Source organism: Novosphingobium sp. (assembly GCF_041905565.1).
In the GTDB taxonomy this organism is placed as follows: Bacteria; Pseudomonadota; Alphaproteobacteria; order Sphingomonadales; family Sphingomonadaceae; genus Novosphingobium.
Map to the genome: position 1 here is coordinate 1 of NZ_JAYRKX010000016.1, position 15,642 is coordinate 15,642.

Below are 15,642 nucleotides of genomic sequence, written 5' to 3' on the forward strand. Positions count from 1 at the left end.
AACCACCCATAGGGTACCCTTAAGCGGGTGGTTGGGCCGGGGGAGTGGGCCGGCCAGGCCAGGAAAAGCCGGATGGCTTTTCCGCACCGCCGTCAGGCGGACAAGGACTCACCCCACTCCATCACCTCGGCGCGAGTTCGCCCTTTGCGACCAGGTCCGCTTCGGAGCCTTCCGGGGCCTGGGGCAGCTGGCTGACGTCCACCTCGTAGATCGGCGGCGGGGCCCAGCCGCCGACGACACAGCCGGGCTGGCCCTTGCACGAGCCGCGATCGAGCTGGGGTGCGCGGGGTACGCCGTTGTCGAGGTAGCGCCGCGCCTCGCGCGAGTTGGGGTCGCTTTCTGCCGTGGAGGGCACCCGCAGGTCTTCGCCGCGATCGACGCAGACCACGATTTCCTGCCCTTCGCGCCGCCGGCAGCGATCGCGCGGATCGCGCACGCCATAGATCTGGCGCGCCCGGTCGATCATCACGCCGATTCGCTGGTCGATCGGATCCGCCTCCGGCCCCGCCTGCTGTGCCCAGGCGGGCCGCGCCGTCAGCAGCATGGCGGCGCAAAGCAGGACGGGAAACTGGCGCATGGATCACCTGCCGTGAGCGGACTGCCCTGCCAAAGCGGCCGGGCGGTTAATCCGTGCTGAACCGGCGCGCGCGTCCGGTCCGGCCGCGACCCCATGGACAAGCGCGCCGCGCCTGTCTAAGCGCGCAGGCTGATCCATTCCACATACGTATTCAAAGGAAGCGCCAACCCGATGAGCAATACGCCTTCGACCCCCGCCAGCGACGTCCTCGACCGTGTCCTCGTGCTGGAAATGGTGCGCGTCACCGAAGCCGCGGCGATTGCCGCATCGACGCTGGTCGGGCGCGGCGACGAGAAGGCGGCTGACCATGCCGCGGTCGAAGCCATGCGCAAGGCGTTCGACGAGCTGGCGATCGACGGCACCGTGGTGATCGGCGAGGGCGAGCGCGACGAAGCGCCGATGCTGTTCATCGGCGAAAAGGTCGGCGGCGCGATCGGCACCGGCCCCAAGATCGACATCGCGCTCGATCCGCTGGAAGGCACCACCATCACCGCCAAGGCCGGCCCCAACGCGCTGGCCGTGCTGGCCTGCGCCGAAGAAGGCAACCTGCTCAACGCGCCGGACGTGTACATGGACAAGCTGGCGGTCGGCCCGGGCTATCCCGAAGGGATCATCGACCTGGCCAAGAGCCCGACCGAGAACGTCAAGGCCGTGGCCGCCGCGAAGGGCGTGGAGCCCAACGAAATCAACGTCTGCGTGCTGGACCGCCCGCGCCATGCCGACCTGATCGCCGAACTGCGCGGCCTGGGCTGCGGCGTGGTGCTGATCGGCGACGGCGACGTGGCCGGGGTGATCGCGGTGACCAACGAGGACACCAACATCGACCTGTACATGGGTTCGGGCGGGGCGCCGGAAGGCGTGCTGGCCGCCGCCGCGCTGCGCTGCGTTGGCGGGCAGTTCAATGGCCGCCTGCTGTTCCGCAACGATGACGAACGCGGCCGCGCCCGCAAGTGGGGGATCACCGATCTCGACAAGATCTACACCCGCGACGAACTGGCCAAGGGCGACTGCATCTTCGCCGCCACCGGGGTAACCGACGGTTCGCTGCTCGACGGGGTGAAGCGCCGCAAGGACGGCACCATGACCACCCACACCGTGGTGATGCGCGCCAGCTCGGGCACGGTCCGCTGGGTCAAGGGCGAACACCGCAAGGGGCGCTGATCCACACCCGCAATTTTACCGGATGTTGCATTCGGCCCGTGCTTGGCTATGGCCCGGCACGGGCCGTTTTGCGTTAGGAAGGGTAAGCGCATGAAGATCGTCTCGGGCAACAGCAACCTGCCGCTGGCACGGGCCATCGCCGGTTACCTCGAACTGCCGCTGACCGATGCCAGCGTGCGCCGCTTCGCCGACGAGGAAGTGTTCGTCGAAATTCATGAAAACGTCCGCGGCGAAGACGTGTTCGTGGTCCAGTCGACCAGCTTCCCCTGCAACGACAACCTGATGGAACTGCTGATCTGCATCGATGCGCTGCGCCGCGCATCGGCCCGGCGAATCACCGCCGTGGTGCCCTACTTCGGCTATGCCCGGCAGGACCGCAAACCGGGCCCGCGTACCCCGATTTCGGCCAAGCTGGTCGCCAACCTGATCACCACCGCCGGGGCCGACCGTGTGCTGGCGGTGGACCTGCACGCCGGGCAGATCCAGGGCTTCTTCGATATTCCGACCGACAACCTCTATGCCGCGCCGGTCATGGCGGCGGATATCCTCAGCCAGGGCAGCAGCGCCAACCTGATGGTCGTCTCGCCCGACGTCGGCGGGGTGGTCCGCGCCCGCGCGCTGGCCAAGCGGCTGGACAACGCCCCGCTCTCGATCGTCGACAAGCGCCGCGACAAGCCGGGCGTGTCCGAAGTGATGAACATCATCGGCGACGTGAAGGGCAAGGACTGCATCCTGATCGACGACATCATCGATTCGGGCGGCACGCTGTGCAACGCGGCCGGCGCGCTGATCGAAGCGGGCGCATCCAGCGTCCGCGCCTACCTGACCCACGGGGTGCTGTCGGGCAAGGCGGTCGAACGGGTCAATGCCTCGGCGCTGACCGAACTGGTCATCACCGATTCGATCCAGCCGACCGAAGCAGCGCTTGCCTCGGACAAGATCCGCGTCCTGTCGATCGCCCCGCTGGTCGGCGAGGCGATCCATCGCATTGCCGAGGAAAGCTCGGTTTCGAGCCTGTTCGACTGATGAACCTGGCGGCTGACATCGCGCTGGCCCACCGCCTGGCGGATGCCGCGCGCGAGGCGATCCTGCCGCATTTCCGCAGCGGCATGACCAGCGAGCGCAAGGGCGATGCCACCCCGGTGACCCTGGCTGACCGCGCTGCCGAAGCGGCAATGCGCGCGATCCTCAAGGAAGCCGTGCCGGACGATGCCGTTCACGGCGAGGAATATGGCGCGACCACCGGTACGTCGGGCCGGACCTGGGTGCTCGATCCGATCGACGGGACCACGGCGTTCCTGGCCGGGCGGCCGATCTTCGGCACGCTGATCGCGCTGGTGGTGGAAGGCTGGCCGGTGCTGGGCGTGATCGACCAGCCGGTGCTGAAGGAGCGCTGGGTAGGCGCGACCGGGCAGACCACCACGCTGAACGGCCAGCCGGTCCGCACCCGTCCCTGCCGTGAACTGGGCGATGCGGCGCTGGCCACGACCGGGCCGCACTATTTCGACCAGCACGACGGCGATCACTTCATGGCGCTGGCCGCCAAGACCGACCACCGTCGCATGGTGATGGGCGGGGATTGCTACAACTACGCCATGCTCGCGTCGGGCCACATCGACGTGGTCTGCGAAGCCAACCTCAAGCTGCACGATTGGGCCGCGCTGGTCCCGGTGGTCGAAGGTGCGGGCGGGACCATGGCCGACTGGAACGGCGAGCCGCTGCACGCGGCCAGTTCGGGCCATGTCATTGCGGTGGGCGATCCGGCCCGGCTGGACGACGTGGTCGAGGCGCTGGCCTGCCAGCATTGAGCCAAGTGGGGTTCTTGCCTGGCTGAGATTCCTTGTAGGGTGCGCCCTTTGCCTCCGCAAAGGGCTTTGCAACACCAGCCCGCTCCCCCGGCCCGACCACCCGTTTAAGGTACCCTGTGGGTGGTCGGGCCGGGGGAGCGGGCTGGTGTTGCAAGGGAAGGCCGGATGGCCTTCCCGCACCGCCGTCAGGCGGAAAGAAACTCTGCCGGGGGAGTGGGCCGGCCAGGCCAAGCTGATCGCGGAGGCGATCAGCGCACCGAACAAGAACTCTCAGCCGGCCAAAGACTCTTTCACAAATTCCGCCGCGCGGGCGCCGATCATGATCGAGGGGGCGTTGGTGTTGCCCGAAACCAACCGCGGCATGATCGAGGCGTCGGCCACCCACAGCCCGTCCACCGCGCGCGCCTTCAGCTTGGGATCGACGACGCTGGCCGCATCGGCGCCCATCCGGCAGGTGCCGACCGGGTGATAGATCGTGTCCGCGCTGGCGCGGATCGCCTGGTCAAGCTGGGCGTCGGTCAGGTCGGCGATCGGGTTGCGCGGGCGGGGGCTGTAGGCCGCCAGCGCCGGGGCCTCGCAGATCCGCTCCATCAGGCGCGCGGCCTTGCGCAGCAGCGCCATGTCGCGATCGTCCGCCAGGAAGTTGGGATTGATTGCCGGGGCCTGGGCTGGATCGGTGCTCTTGAGCCTGACCCAGCCGCGGCTGTCCGGGCGCAGCACGCAGGCGTGGACCGAAAAGCCGTGCTGGCGCACCTTGTCGCGGCCGTGGTTCTGCACGATGCCGGGGATGAAGTGATACTGGATGTCGGCCGCCGGGCTGGCCGGGTCGAGCGTCCAGAACCCGCCCGCCTCGGCAAAGGGGGTGGTCATCATGCCGGTGCGGTGCCGGACATATTCGAGCAGCGATTTCCCCATCCGCCACGCGCCTGCCAGGCTGCCGCCGAGCAGGTCGGGCGAATCCGCCTCGTAGGCCAGGATATAGTCGCAGTGGTCCTGCAGGTCCGCGCCCACGGCGGGGCAATCGGCCACCACCGGCACGCCCATTTCCGCCAGGTGCGCCGCCGGGCCGATCCCCGACAGCATCAAGATATGCGGGCTGCCGAAGGCCCCGGCCGACAGCACCACGCCGCCTTGCGCGCGCACCACTTCGCTACGTCCGCCGCGTCGCACCTGGACCCCGGTGGCGCGGCCGTTTTCGACCACGATCTTCTCGACCAGGCAGCCGGTGCGTACGTCGAGGTTGGGGCGGCTGCGCGCCGGTTCGACAAAGGCGCGCGCGGCCGACCAGCGCTCGCCGCCGCGCTGGGTCACCTGGTAGAGACCGAAGCCGTCCTGCTTCGCGCCGTTGAAATCGGGGTTGATCGGCAATTGCAGCTGCCCGGCCGCCTCGACGAAGGCGCGGCTGGCGGGGCTGGGCCAGTGCTGGTCGCTGACCGAGAGCGGGCCGCCGCTGCCGTGCCAGTCATCCGCGCCGCGTTCGTTGTCTTCCACTGCCCTGAACCACGGCAGGACATCGGCATAGGACCAGCCGGTGCAGCCCAGCGCGGCCCAGTTATCATAGTCCCAGGCGTTGCCCCGGACATAGAGCATCGCGTTGATCGCGGACGAACCGCCCAGCCCCTTGCCGCGCGGCTGGTAGCCGCGCCGGCCGTTCAGGCCGTCCATCGGTTCGGTTTCGAAGGCCCAGTTGGCGCGCTTGGGCAGGGCCACCAGCATCCCCGGGGTCTTGATCCGGAAATCGTCGTTGGTTCCGCCCGCTTCGAGCAGGCAGACCCGGCGGCGCGGGTCCTCGCTCAGCTTGCCGGCCAGCGTGCTGCCCGCGCTGCCGCCGCCGATCACCACGACATCGAATTGATCCATGACCCGCTCTCCGCTTGTATTGGGAGGCAGGTTAAGCGCGCGGTTAAATTAGGGCAACGCTATTCTGGATGGCGTTCCAGCCAGCGCGCCCGGATCGCATCCGAAGTGTCGCGGCTGCCATCGTGGCTCCAGCCCGGTTCGCGCAGCAGGTAGCCCAGCTTTGCCCCCCACGGCGCGCGCCACAGGTCGCGCGCGATCCCGGCCCATTCGTGGAACACGGAATGGAGCAGGTTGAAGGTGCCCAGTTGCCGGACGATGCCATAGCGGATCGCGATCTCGTCACGCTCGGGCTCGAATGTCCGGAACATTCGGTCCCAGACGATGAACACCCCGGCATAGTTGCGGTCCAGGTAGACCGGGTTGATCGCATGGTGGACGCGGTGGTGGCTGGGGGTGTTCATCACCGCTTCGAACCAGGCCGGGAAGCGGCGGATCGCCTCGGTGTGGATCCAGAACTGGTAGACCAGGTTCACCGCCCCGCAGGTGGCGATCATCACCGGATCGAAGCCGATGAACGCTGGCCAGATGCGGAATACGAAGGACAGCGCGAAGAACCCGGTCCAGGTCTGCCGCAGCGCGGTGGACAGGTTGTAGTGCTGGCTGGAATGGTGGTTGACGTGGCTCGCCCAGAACCAGCGCACCCGGTGCCCGGTGCGGTGCGCCCAGTAATAGTTGAAATCGTCGAGCACGAAACACGCCGCCCAGGCCCACCAGGCCCAGCCGATGGTGGCGATGCGGTGCTGATAGAGCCAGACCGCCGCCGCGGCGACCAGCCCGGCGGTCAGTGCGCCGACCATCGTGCTGCCCACCCCCAGCGCCAGGCTGGTCAGCGTGTCGCGCGGTTCATAGGCGGTCGGCGCCTTGCGCCGCGCCCAGACCATCTCGATCACGATCAGCAGGATGAAGAACGGGATGGCGTATTCGACCGGGCCAAGCTTTTCCATCGTCTCAGGCCCCTCCCAGGCGGCGCAGGCTGGCGGCCCAGACCTGGGCCTGATCGCCGAGGTCCAGCGTAACCTGGCCGAAGCTTTTCTCGCCGGTGCCGATGGTCAGGAAATTGCGGTCGAGCCGGGCAAAGGCGTGACTGTCAAGCAGTCGCGCGGCAAATTGCGTGCCGTGGCGGCGCAGCAGCAGCACCCGGCCCTGGCCGTCGCGCAGCAAGGCCCCGATCCCGGCGCGGTCGAGCACCAGTTCGCGCGCTTCGAACCCGGAAACCGACAGCGCGGCCAGCTCGCGCGCCTCGTCCTCGCCTTGCAGGCGCACGTCGCCGCCCAGGCCCAGCTTCACTGCGAGCAGAGTGACGAGCAGGATCGCGGCGACCGATACCACCAGCTGGATCAGGACGAAGGGAACGGGCAGCGACATGGCCGGGGCGTTACTTGCCCGCCGCCAGCATGTCCATCAGCGCGCGCACGGGCGATACGTCATAGCCGGCATTGCCGGCCAGCCGCGCCAGCTCGCTCGGGTCCTCGCCCCGGCTTGCCTCGGCCAGCGCCCACAGCAGGGTGCTGCGCGTGCCCGACCGGCAATAGGCCAGCACCGGCTTGTCGGTGCCCGCCAGCGCGGCGGCCATCGCCTGAACCTGCGGCTGCGAAAAGCCGGCATGGGTCACCGGAATCGCGACATAGGCGATGCCATGCGCGGCGCAGGCGGCGGCGATCTCGTCTCCGGGGGTCTGATCGTCGCTTTCGCCTTCGGGGCGGTTGTTGACGATCAGGCCGATGCCCTGCGCGGCGGCCGCGTCCACTTCGGCCAGGGTGATCTGGGGGCTGGCGAACAGGCGCGGGGTGAGCTGGCGGAACATGGCGGGCTATCCTTGCTGGGCGCGCCGGAGGCGGCGATTGCGGGTGATGATGTTGAGCGTCTCGACCCCGGCGGAAAAGGCCATGGCGGCATAGATGTAGCCCTTGGGGATGTGGACGCCGAAGCCGTCGGCGATCAGCACCACCCCGATCATCACCAGGAAGGCCAGGGCCAGCATGATCAGCGTCGGGTTCAACTCGATGAACCGGGCCAGCGGATTGGCCGCAACCATCATCAGCGCGACGGTGATGACCACCGCGGCGATCATGATCGGAATTTCGTCGGTCATGCCCACGGCGGTCAGGATCGAATCGACCGAGAACACCAGGTCAAGCGCGATGATCTGCGCAATCGCGGCGGAAAAACCGATCTGCGCAATGCCTTTGTCATGGTCGAGCAGTTCGCCGCTGGCGCCTTCGGGGTCGATGTTGTGGTGGATTTCCTTGGTCGCCTTCCACAGCAGGAACAGCCCGCCGGCGATCAGGATCAGGTCGCGCCCGGAAAAGGCGGTCTCGAACCCGGGCTCGCCATGCGGGCCGGGCTGGCCGGCCAGGCCCAGGTCGAACAGCGGCGCCTGCAGGGTGACGATCCAGCCGATCAGCAGCAGCAGCGCGATGCGCAGCCCCATCGCCAGGCCCAGCCCGACTCGGCGTGCAACCTGTTGTTGATGCGGGGGAAGTTTGTTCGAAATGATCGCGATGAAGACCAGGTTGTCGATCCCCAAAACCACTTCCAGCGCGATCAGGGTGAGCAGGGCCGCCCAGGCCGAAGGATCGGATAGCAAGCTGACGATGTCCATGTAACCTCTTTTGCCAAGCCCCGATCCTGCCCGCAAATTGTCCACTGGCGCTGAAAATACAATCCCGAATCCGCTTTTCCCGCACGACGGGTCCGGTCCGGCATGGCTGGCAGAAATGTCACACTTTGTTCCGCCCCCGCCGAAATTGCCACCCTCGCGTGAATCCGTTCGCCATTGCCCGCAAGATGGGATAATAGGCACGCTGCAGCGGAGAGGGCTTTACGTTTCTTCCCCTGTGGCTTGGCGCGATTCGTCCGCGCGACCGGGCAGGACTCTTGGGGCGAAGCGAAGGTACGTTCGGGTTTATGGGTTTTGACAGAGGACGTCGTGGGCGGGGCCGCGACAAGCGGGACGGTTTCGGCGAAGAAGGTTTCGATCCCTTCTATGGCGGCGGCGGTGGCGGCGACCGGTTCGGTGGCGGCGGCGATCGGTTTGGCGGTGGCGGCGGTGGCCGTGGCGGCTACGGCGGCGGTGATCGCGGCGGTTACGGCGGCGGCGGCGGCGGCTTCGGTGGCGGTTCGCGCGGCGGCGGTGGCGGCTTCGGCGGTCCGCGCGGCGGCGGCGGTGGCGGCGGTATGCCGGCCCAGGTCGTTGGCGAGGGCACCGGTACGGTCAAGTTCTTCAACGCGGGCAAGGGCTTCGGCTTCATCCAGCAGGATGGCGGCGGTGAGGACGTGTTCGTCCACATCAGCGCGGTCGAACGCGCCGGCCTTGATGGCCTGGCCGAAGGTCAGCAGCTCAAGTTCAACCTGGTCGATCGCGGCGGCAAGATTTCCGCCAGCGACCTCGAAGCCGTGGGCGACGTCATCCCCGTGCAAAAGCGCGATGCCGCGCCGCAGCGCGAGCTGACCGGCGAACGCGCGACCGGCACGGTCAAGTTCTTCAACGCGATGAAGGGTTTCGGTTTCATCACCCGTGATGACGGCCAGCCCGATGCCTTCGTGCACATCAGCGCGGTCGAACGCTCGGGCATGTCGGGCCTCAACGAGGGCGACCGGCTCGAGTTCGACATCGAAGTCGATCGACGAGGCAAGTATTCGGCGGTCAACCTCCAGCCCAAGCAAGGCTAAGGCCTGCAGGGCGCGGCTCCGGCAAACCGGGGCCGGTTGACAGCCAGAAACACGCAGATGGCGGCTCCCGGCGGGCCGCCATTTGTCGTTTTCCTCTCCGCCGGATGTGAACAAGAAGGACAGGTCCCATGTCGATTACCCCGCTCATGCCAGTCTATCCCCGCTGCGGCTTCCGGCCGGTGCGCGGTGATCACTGCCATCTGATCGGGGAGGACGGCCGCCGATGCCTGGATTTCGCCAGCGGCATCGCGGTGAACCTGCTGGGCCATTCGCATGACGGGCTGATCGGCGCGATCCAGCGCCAGGCGGCAACGCTGATGCACGTCTCGAACCTCTATGGCAGCCCCCAGGGCGAACACCTTGCCCAGCGGCTGGTCGACCTGACCTTTGCCGACACGGTGTTCTTCACCAATTCGGGCGCCGAGGCGGTGGAATGCGCGATCAAGACGATCCGCGCCTATCACCAGAGCGCGGGCAACGGCCACAAGTACGAGATCATCACCTTCAAGAACGCCTTCCACGGGCGGACCATGGCGACGATCAGTGCCAGCAACCAGGACAAGATGCACAAGGGCTTCATGCCGCTGCTGCCGGGCTTCAAGTATGTCGATTTCGACGATCTGGCCGGCGCGAAGGCGGCAATCGGCCCGAACACCGCCGGGTTCCTGGTCGAACCGATCCAGGGCGAGGGCGGGATCCGTCCGGCCTCGGATGAATTCATGCACGGCCTGCGCGCGCTGGCCGACGAGCATGACCTGCTGCTGGCGCTGGACGAGGTGCAGTGCGGGGTCGGCCGGGCCGGCACGCTCTATGCCTATGAACAGTACGGGATCGAACCCGATGTGCTGGCCACGGCCAAGGGCATTGGCGGCGGTTTCCCGATGGGCGCGTGCCTGGCCACCGAAAAGGCGGCGCGCGGGATGGTGATCGGCACCCACGGCTCGACCTATGGCGGCAACCCGCTGGCCATGGCGGCGGGCGAGGCGGTGCTGGATGCCGTTGCCAACGAGGAATTCATGGCCGAGGTTCGCGCCAAGGGCGAACGGCTGCGCAGCCGCATCGAACAGTTCATCGGCAACTACCCGAACCTGTTCGAACTGGTGCGCGGGCGCGGGTTGATGATCGGGCTCAAGATGAAGTTCGAAACCCGCGAATTTGTGGCGCACCTGCGCGACAATCACAACCTGCTGACCGTGGCGGCCGGCGATCAGACGGTGCGGGTCATTCCGCCGCTGGTGATTGACGATAGCCACATCGATGAATTCATGGACAAGCTGTCGGCCGGTGCCGCCAGCTTCCAGCCGCCGGAGGCTGCGTGATGGTAAAGCATTTCCTTGAACTGTCCGATGCGGGGGGCAATGGCCTCGCCGCGATCCTCAACGATGCGACCACGCGCAAGGCTGCGCGCAGCGGCCGTCCCGAAGGCTGGGTCGATGCCGATGCGCCGCTCAAGGATCGCGTGCTGGCGATGATCTTCGAAAAGAACTCCACCCGCACGCGGGTGTCGTTCGACATGGCGATGCGCCAGCTCGGCGGATCGGCGCTGATCCTCGATGCCGGGACCACGCAATTGGGGCGGGGGGAAACGGTGGCGGATACCGCGCGGGTGCTTAGCCGCATGGTTGATGCGATCATGATCCGCACCGACGATCACGCCAAGATCGAGGAACTGGCCCATTACGCCGGCGTGCCGGTGATCAACGGGCTGACCGACCGGTCGCACCCGTGCCAGATCATGGCCGATCTGCAGACGCTGATCGAACACGGCAAGGCGCTGCCCGGGCTGGAAGTGGCCTGGCTGGGTGATGGCAACAACGTGCTCAACTCGATCGTCGAGGCGGCCGGGCTGCTCGGCTTCAACGTACGGATCGGCGTGCCGGAAGGCTACGATTCCGATCCGGCCTATATCGCCGCGGCGCGTGAGCGCGGCGCGCGTATCACGATCACCCGCAGCGCGCAGGAAGCCGTGGCCGGGGCGGACGTGGTGGTCACCGACACCTGGGTGTCGATGGGCCAGGCCGGGGGCGATGCCAAGATCGCGGCGATGATGCCCTACCAGGTCAATGATGCGCTGATGGCCGGGGCCAGGGACGACGCGCTGTTCCTGCACTGCCTGCCCGCGCACCGCGGCGAGGAAGTGACCGACGCGGTGATCGACGGGCCGCATTCGGTGGTCTGGGACGAGGCGGAAAACCGCATCCACGCCCAGAAAAGCGTGCTGCGCTGGGTGTTCGGCCAGCTGTGAGCGAAGCCTTGACCCCGCCCGCCGCTGAAACCGGGTTCGACCGGGTGCTGGGCTTCACCATCCCGGAGCGCGATGCGCGCGGCCGGGTGGTGCGGCTTGGCCCGGTGCTTGATACGGTGCTGTCGGCGCACGACTATCCGCCGCCGATCCGCCACCTGCTGGCCGAAGCCCTGGTGCTGACCGCGCTGATCGGCTCGCTGCTCAAGGACGAGCAGGGCCAGTTGACCATGCAGGCCCAGACCCAGGCCGGGATCGTCGACCTGCTGGTCTGCGACTATCGTGGGGGGGAAGTGCGCGGCTATGTCCGCCATGATGCCGAACGGCTGGCCGCGCTGGGCGCGAACCCGACGCTGAAGGCGCTGTTCGGCGAAGGGTATTTGGCGATCACGTTCGACCTCGCCAGCGCTGGCGAACGTTACCAGGGGATCGTCCCGCTCGAAGGGGATTCGCTGGCCCAGGCCTGCGAAAGCTACTTCGCCCAGTCCGAACAGGTCCCGACCATGATCCGCGTCGCGATCCGTTCGGACAAGCAGGGCTGCGTGGGCGGCGGGCTGCTGGTGCAGCACCTGCCCGAAGGCGAGGAAGGGCGCGAGCGGCTGCACGTGCAGCACGATCATCCGCACTGGGAGCACGTCAAGGCACTGGCCGGTTCGCTGCGCCATGACGAGTTGGTCGATCCCGCGCTGTCGATGGAAACGCTGCTCTGGCGCCTGTTCCACGAGGAAAGCGAAGTGCGGGTGCTGTCGGGCGCGCCGCTGTCGCGCGGCTGCCGGTGCAGCGCCGAATACTATCGTTCGGTGCTGGCCAAGTTCGGCGAAGAACAGCTGGCCGAAATGCGTGACGAAGCCGGCAAGATCGTGGTCGACTGCGCGTTCTGCTCGAAGTTGTTTGAAATCGCCGCGTAAACGCTCCGTTCATCGTTAATCGTGCACGGCTGACCGCACGGCGTCGCCATGCTACAAGCGATTCCACATCGCCAGGCCATCTTGGCGACGACAACAGGTGGCCAAAAGGGCACGACCAGTGGGGAAGAAGTTTCTGCGCAATGTCGGGATTGCCGCTGCGGTGCTGTTCGCCGCGGCCGCGCCCGTGGCCGGACAGGGGCCGCAGCTCGCCATGCTTGACCAGCTGGACGGCGGCCGCTGGGTTCTGCGCATGCGCGAGCCCGGTGCCCCGACCGAAGCCTTGTGTGTGGCTACGGGCCGCCGCCTGATCCAGCTGCGTCATCCCGATGCCAGCTGCGACCGGGTGGTGGTGCAGGACAGCCCCAGCGAAGTGACAGTGCAGTATACCTGCCGCGGCCGGGGCTATGGCCGCACCCACATTCGCAAGGAAACCAACCGGCTGGTCCAGATCGACAGCCAGGGCATCGCCAACGGCTTGCCGTTCGAATTCAACGCCGAAGCGAGACGCGTGGGGGACTGCGGCGCCTGATCCCATTGCCTTGCCTGCGCGCGCAGGCTAGCCCGGCATGATGCAGCTTGGTGATGAGGCAAAGGGTCGTGATGCGGTGGTGCTGCTGTCAGGCGGCCTCGATTCCATGGTCTCTGCGGCCCTCGCGCGCGAAGCGGGCTATCGCCTCAATGCCCTGACAATCGACTACAACCAGCGCCACCGCCGCGAGATCGACGCTGCGCGAGACATTGCTGCCGAACTTGGCGCGGTGCGCCACGTCGTTCTGCCGCTCGACCTTCGCCAGTTTGGCGGATCGGCGCTGACCGACGACATCGCGGTGCCCAAGGACGGCGTCGGGGCGGACATTCCGGTCACTTACGTCCCGGCGCGCAACCTGGTGTTTCTCTCGCTGACCCTGGCCTGGGCCGAAGCGATCGGCGCGCGCGACCTTTTCATCGGGGTCAATGCGCTCGATTATTCGGGCTATCCCGATTGCCGCCCGGAATTCATCGCCGCCTTCCAGGACCTGGCGCGACTGGCGACCAAGGCCGGGGCCGAAGGCGGTGATTTCACCATCCATGCACCGCTGCAGTTCCTCGGCAAGGACGACATCGCCCGCGAGGCGATCCGGCTGGGGCTTGATCCAGCGATGAGCTGGTCGTGCTATGATCCCTTGCCCGATGGCCGGGCCTGCGGGCTGTGCGACAGCTGCCGATTGCGCAAGGATGGCTTTGCCCGGGCGGGGCTGACTGACAACACCAATTACGCCGCCTGATCCACAAACGGGGAGAGTTTCCGCATGGACGACCAGCTGCAAGCCGATTCCGCATCGAACCAGGCCACACCATACAGCTGGTACGTGCTGGGTGTGCTGGTGGTGGTCTACGTGCTGAATTTCATCGACCGCCAGATCATCTCGATCCTCGCGCTCGACATCAAGCATGACCTGGGCCTGACCGATAGCGACATGGGCTTCCTGGGCGGGGCGGCCTTTGCCGTGTTCTATGCGCTGTTCGGGATTCCGCTGGGACGGCTGGCCGACAACTGGAGCCGGGTGCGGCTGCTCAGCCTGGGTTTGTCGCTGTGGTCGGCGATGACCGCGCTGTCAGGGTTCGCGCAGAACCAGTTGCAGCTGACCCTGGCGCGCATGGGCGTGGGCATTGGTGAGGCGACCGCGAGTCCAACCGCCTATTCGCTGATTTCGGATTATTTTCCCAAGCGCCAACGGGCGACCGCGCTGGCGATCTATTCCTCGGGCCTGTACCTGGGCGGCGGGGTTTCGTTGCTGATTGGGGCGAAGATCGGCCAGACGTGGAACGCGGCCTATCCCGGAGGTGGTCCGCTGGGCCTGGTCGGCTGGCAGGCCGCCTTCCTGGCGGTCGGCATTCCCGGTCTCTTGGTTGCGCTGTGGGTGGCCAGCCTGCGCGAGCCGATACGCGGTGCGATGGATGGCACGCCGACCCGGGCCGAGCCCAATCCCTTCGGCCAGTTCCTGTTCGACCTTTCGTCGATCGTCCCGCCCTTTACCCTGATCGGTGCGGCGCGGCGGGGGCCGGCGGCGCTGGCCATCAACCTTGTCGTCGCTGCGGGGCTGTCGGCATTCGCCTGGTGGATGATCCAGCTGACCGGGGCTCTGGCGCAGTGGCTGGCGGTCGGCGTGGGCTATTACGCGGTGTTCTCGTGGGCCTGCGTCCTGCGGCAGAAGGATCCGGCTACATTCAGGCTGATCTGGGGGACGCCGGCCTTCATCTGCACCACGCTGGGCTACAGCATGGTCTCGCTCGCGGCCTATGGGCTGTCGTTCTGGTCTGCGCCCTATGCCGAACAGGTGCTGAAGCTGCCCAAGTCGGAGCTGGCCTTCATCCTGGGTGCCAACGGCGCACTCAGTGGCTTCCTGGGCGTAATCATCGGCGGGCGGTTGGCCGATGCGCTGCGCGCGCGCCACCCATCGGGGCGCATCCTGATGATCTTGTTCGGGGTGATTGCGCCGGCCCTGCCGATCTGGATTGGTTACACCACACCCGATCCCACCATGTTCTATGTGATGAATTTCCTGGCAGGGCTGTTTGGCGCCGCCGCATTGGGAGCCGCAGCGGCAACTACGCAGGACCTGGTCCTGCCGCGGATGCGGGGCACGGCCACGGCGGCCTTCTTCCTGGGCACGACCTTGGTTGGCCTGTGCTTTGGTCCCTACATGGTCGGCCAGATTTCCGATCTGGCCGGCACCATGGTCGACGGCAGACTGGTCGGCGATCTGCGGACAGGGATCCTGGCGCTGATCGGGGTTGCGCCCATCGCGGTCGTCCTGCTGATTTTCGCCTATCGCGCTGTCCCCGGCGCCGAAGCGACCTTGGCCGAGCGGGCCGGGGAAAGCGCCTGATCTACCGATTCAACGGCGCTGCAGCACGCCGCAGGCGATCCGCTTGCCGCTGTTGCCGCTAGGGTCGGTGCGATAGTCGTCCGCATCGGCGTGGACCACGATCGCCGTGCCATCCGCGTCGAACAGGTGTTGCTCGATCTCGGCCCGGGTGCCCTTGAGCTGGACAGTGACACTGCCCGCGCCGGCTGTTCCAGCGGTGATGTTGGGCAGATCGCCCAGATGGCTGCCGGCGGGATTGTCCGCGCCATGCTGATGCCCGCCCGGATTGAGGTGCGGTCCGGCTGACGTGAAGTCTGGCGCGGCGCATTTGCCGACAGCGTGCAGGTGCAGGCCATGCGGACCTTGCGGCAGCCCGGCGATGGCCACAGCGAGCGTGACCTGATCCCCGGCTGCCAGCAATTGCAACGTGCCGGCCGGCAGGCCGTTGGCGGAACTCAGGCTGGCTGCACCGAGCCGGGCCGTGGGGACCTGGCCCACGGTCGAGCAGCCGCCGAGCAGTGCGAGGGCAGAGAGGCAAAGGGGGAGGGTAATGCGCATCGTCGTC

The 15,642-nt window shown here is 67.2% G+C and carries 17 protein-coding genes; 10 read left to right on the forward strand and 7 right to left on the reverse strand.

Features of this window, described 5'->3' with window-relative positions:
- Positions 1–121: 121 nt before the first annotated feature.
- On the reverse strand, positions 122–577 hold the full coding sequence (locus tag ACE3N9_RS12880) for a hypothetical protein (protein WP_374284169.1): 456 nt from the start codon (positions 575–577) through the stop codon (positions 122–124).
- 171 nt (positions 578–748) lie between these two features.
- Between ACE3N9_RS12880 and glpX the strand changes: the two genes are divergently transcribed.
- The 3 genes from glpX (at position 749) to hisN (ending at position 3,546) form a co-directional block, all read left to right on the forward strand.
- Complete coding sequence (gene glpX, locus ACE3N9_RS12885) at positions 749–1,738, forward strand: class II fructose-bisphosphatase (RefSeq protein WP_374284172.1); 990 nt, start codon at positions 749–751, stop codon at positions 1,736–1,738.
- A 90-nt stretch (positions 1,739–1,828) separates the two neighbouring features.
- On the forward strand, positions 1,829–2,764 hold the full coding sequence (locus tag ACE3N9_RS12890; protein WP_374284174.1) for a ribose-phosphate pyrophosphokinase: 936 nt from the start codon (positions 1,829–1,831) through the stop codon (positions 2,762–2,764).
- Positions 2,764–3,546: a histidinol-phosphatase gene (hisN, locus tag ACE3N9_RS12895; RefSeq protein WP_374284177.1), complete on the forward strand. Its 783-nt coding sequence runs from the start codon at positions 2,764–2,766 to the stop codon at positions 3,544–3,546. Before ACE3N9_RS12890 ends, hisN begins: the two co-directional genes overlap by 1 nt.
- Before the next feature lie 270 nt (positions 3,547–3,816).
- Here hisN and ACE3N9_RS12900 read toward each other — a convergent pair whose 3' ends face one another.
- Genes ACE3N9_RS12900 through ACE3N9_RS12920 form a run of 5 tightly spaced genes read right to left on the reverse strand, consistent with a single transcriptional unit; the run spans position 3,817 to position 8,008 of the window.
- Complete coding sequence (locus ACE3N9_RS12900) at positions 3,817–5,406, reverse strand: GMC family oxidoreductase (protein WP_374284179.1); 1,590 nt, start codon at positions 5,404–5,406, stop codon at positions 3,817–3,819.
- Between the two features lie 59 nt (positions 5,407–5,465).
- Positions 5,466–6,350, reverse strand: coding sequence for a sterol desaturase family protein (locus ACE3N9_RS12905; RefSeq protein WP_374284181.1), 885 nt, complete (start codon positions 6,348–6,350; stop codon positions 5,466–5,468).
- Between the two features lie 4 nt (positions 6,351–6,354).
- Entirely contained in the window at positions 6,355–6,771 is a 417-nt protein-coding gene (locus tag ACE3N9_RS12910; protein ID WP_374284183.1) for a hypothetical protein, read from the reverse strand.
- Between the two features lie 10 nt (positions 6,772–6,781).
- The gene (locus ACE3N9_RS12915; RefSeq protein WP_374284185.1) at positions 6,782–7,210 is read right to left on the reverse strand and encodes a TIGR01244 family sulfur transferase; all 429 of its coding nucleotides are present in this window, start codon (positions 7,208–7,210) and stop codon (positions 6,782–6,784) included.
- Between the two features lie 6 nt (positions 7,211–7,216).
- A complete protein-coding gene (locus tag ACE3N9_RS12920; protein WP_374284187.1) occupies positions 7,217–8,008 on the reverse strand; it encodes a TerC family protein in 792 nt (263 codons plus the stop codon).
- 305 nt (positions 8,009–8,313) lie between these two features.
- Here ACE3N9_RS12920 and ACE3N9_RS12925 point away from each other — a divergent pair, with 305 nt between their 5' ends.
- The 7 genes from ACE3N9_RS12925 (at position 8,314) to ACE3N9_RS12955 (ending at position 15,098) form a co-directional block, all read left to right on the forward strand.
- Positions 8,314–9,078, forward strand: a complete 765-nt coding sequence (locus tag ACE3N9_RS12925) for a cold-shock protein (RefSeq protein WP_374284189.1) — start codon at positions 8,314–8,316, stop codon at positions 9,076–9,078.
- A 128-nt stretch (positions 9,079–9,206) separates the two neighbouring features.
- Complete coding sequence (locus tag ACE3N9_RS12930) at positions 9,207–10,397, forward strand: aspartate aminotransferase family protein (protein WP_374284191.1); 1,191 nt, start codon at positions 9,207–9,209, stop codon at positions 10,395–10,397.
- A complete protein-coding gene (gene argF / locus ACE3N9_RS12935; RefSeq protein WP_374284193.1) occupies positions 10,397–11,323 on the forward strand; it encodes an ornithine carbamoyltransferase in 927 nt (308 codons plus the stop codon). Before ACE3N9_RS12930 ends, argF begins: the two co-directional genes overlap by 1 nt.
- Positions 11,320–12,228: an Hsp33 family molecular chaperone HslO gene (locus ACE3N9_RS12940; protein ID WP_374284195.1), complete on the forward strand. Its 909-nt coding sequence runs from the start codon at positions 11,320–11,322 to the stop codon at positions 12,226–12,228. Before argF ends, ACE3N9_RS12940 begins: the two co-directional genes overlap by 4 nt.
- 118 nt (positions 12,229–12,346) lie before the next feature.
- A complete protein-coding gene (locus ACE3N9_RS12945; protein WP_374284197.1) occupies positions 12,347–12,757 on the forward strand; it encodes a DUF3617 domain-containing protein in 411 nt (136 codons plus the stop codon).
- A 40-nt stretch (positions 12,758–12,797) separates the two neighbouring features.
- Positions 12,798–13,493, forward strand: a complete 696-nt coding sequence (gene queC, locus ACE3N9_RS12950) for a 7-cyano-7-deazaguanine synthase QueC (RefSeq protein WP_374284361.1) — start codon at positions 12,798–12,800, stop codon at positions 13,491–13,493.
- A gap of 24 nt (positions 13,494–13,517) precedes the next feature.
- Positions 13,518–15,098, forward strand: coding sequence for an MFS transporter (locus ACE3N9_RS12955; protein WP_374284199.1), 1,581 nt, complete (start codon positions 13,518–13,520; stop codon positions 15,096–15,098).
- Between the two features lie 9 nt (positions 15,099–15,107).
- Here ACE3N9_RS12955 and ACE3N9_RS12960 read toward each other — a convergent pair whose 3' ends face one another.
- A complete protein-coding gene (locus ACE3N9_RS12960; protein WP_374284201.1) occupies positions 15,108–15,635 on the reverse strand; it encodes a superoxide dismutase family protein in 528 nt (175 codons plus the stop codon).
- Positions 15,636–15,642: the final 7 nt, after the last annotated feature.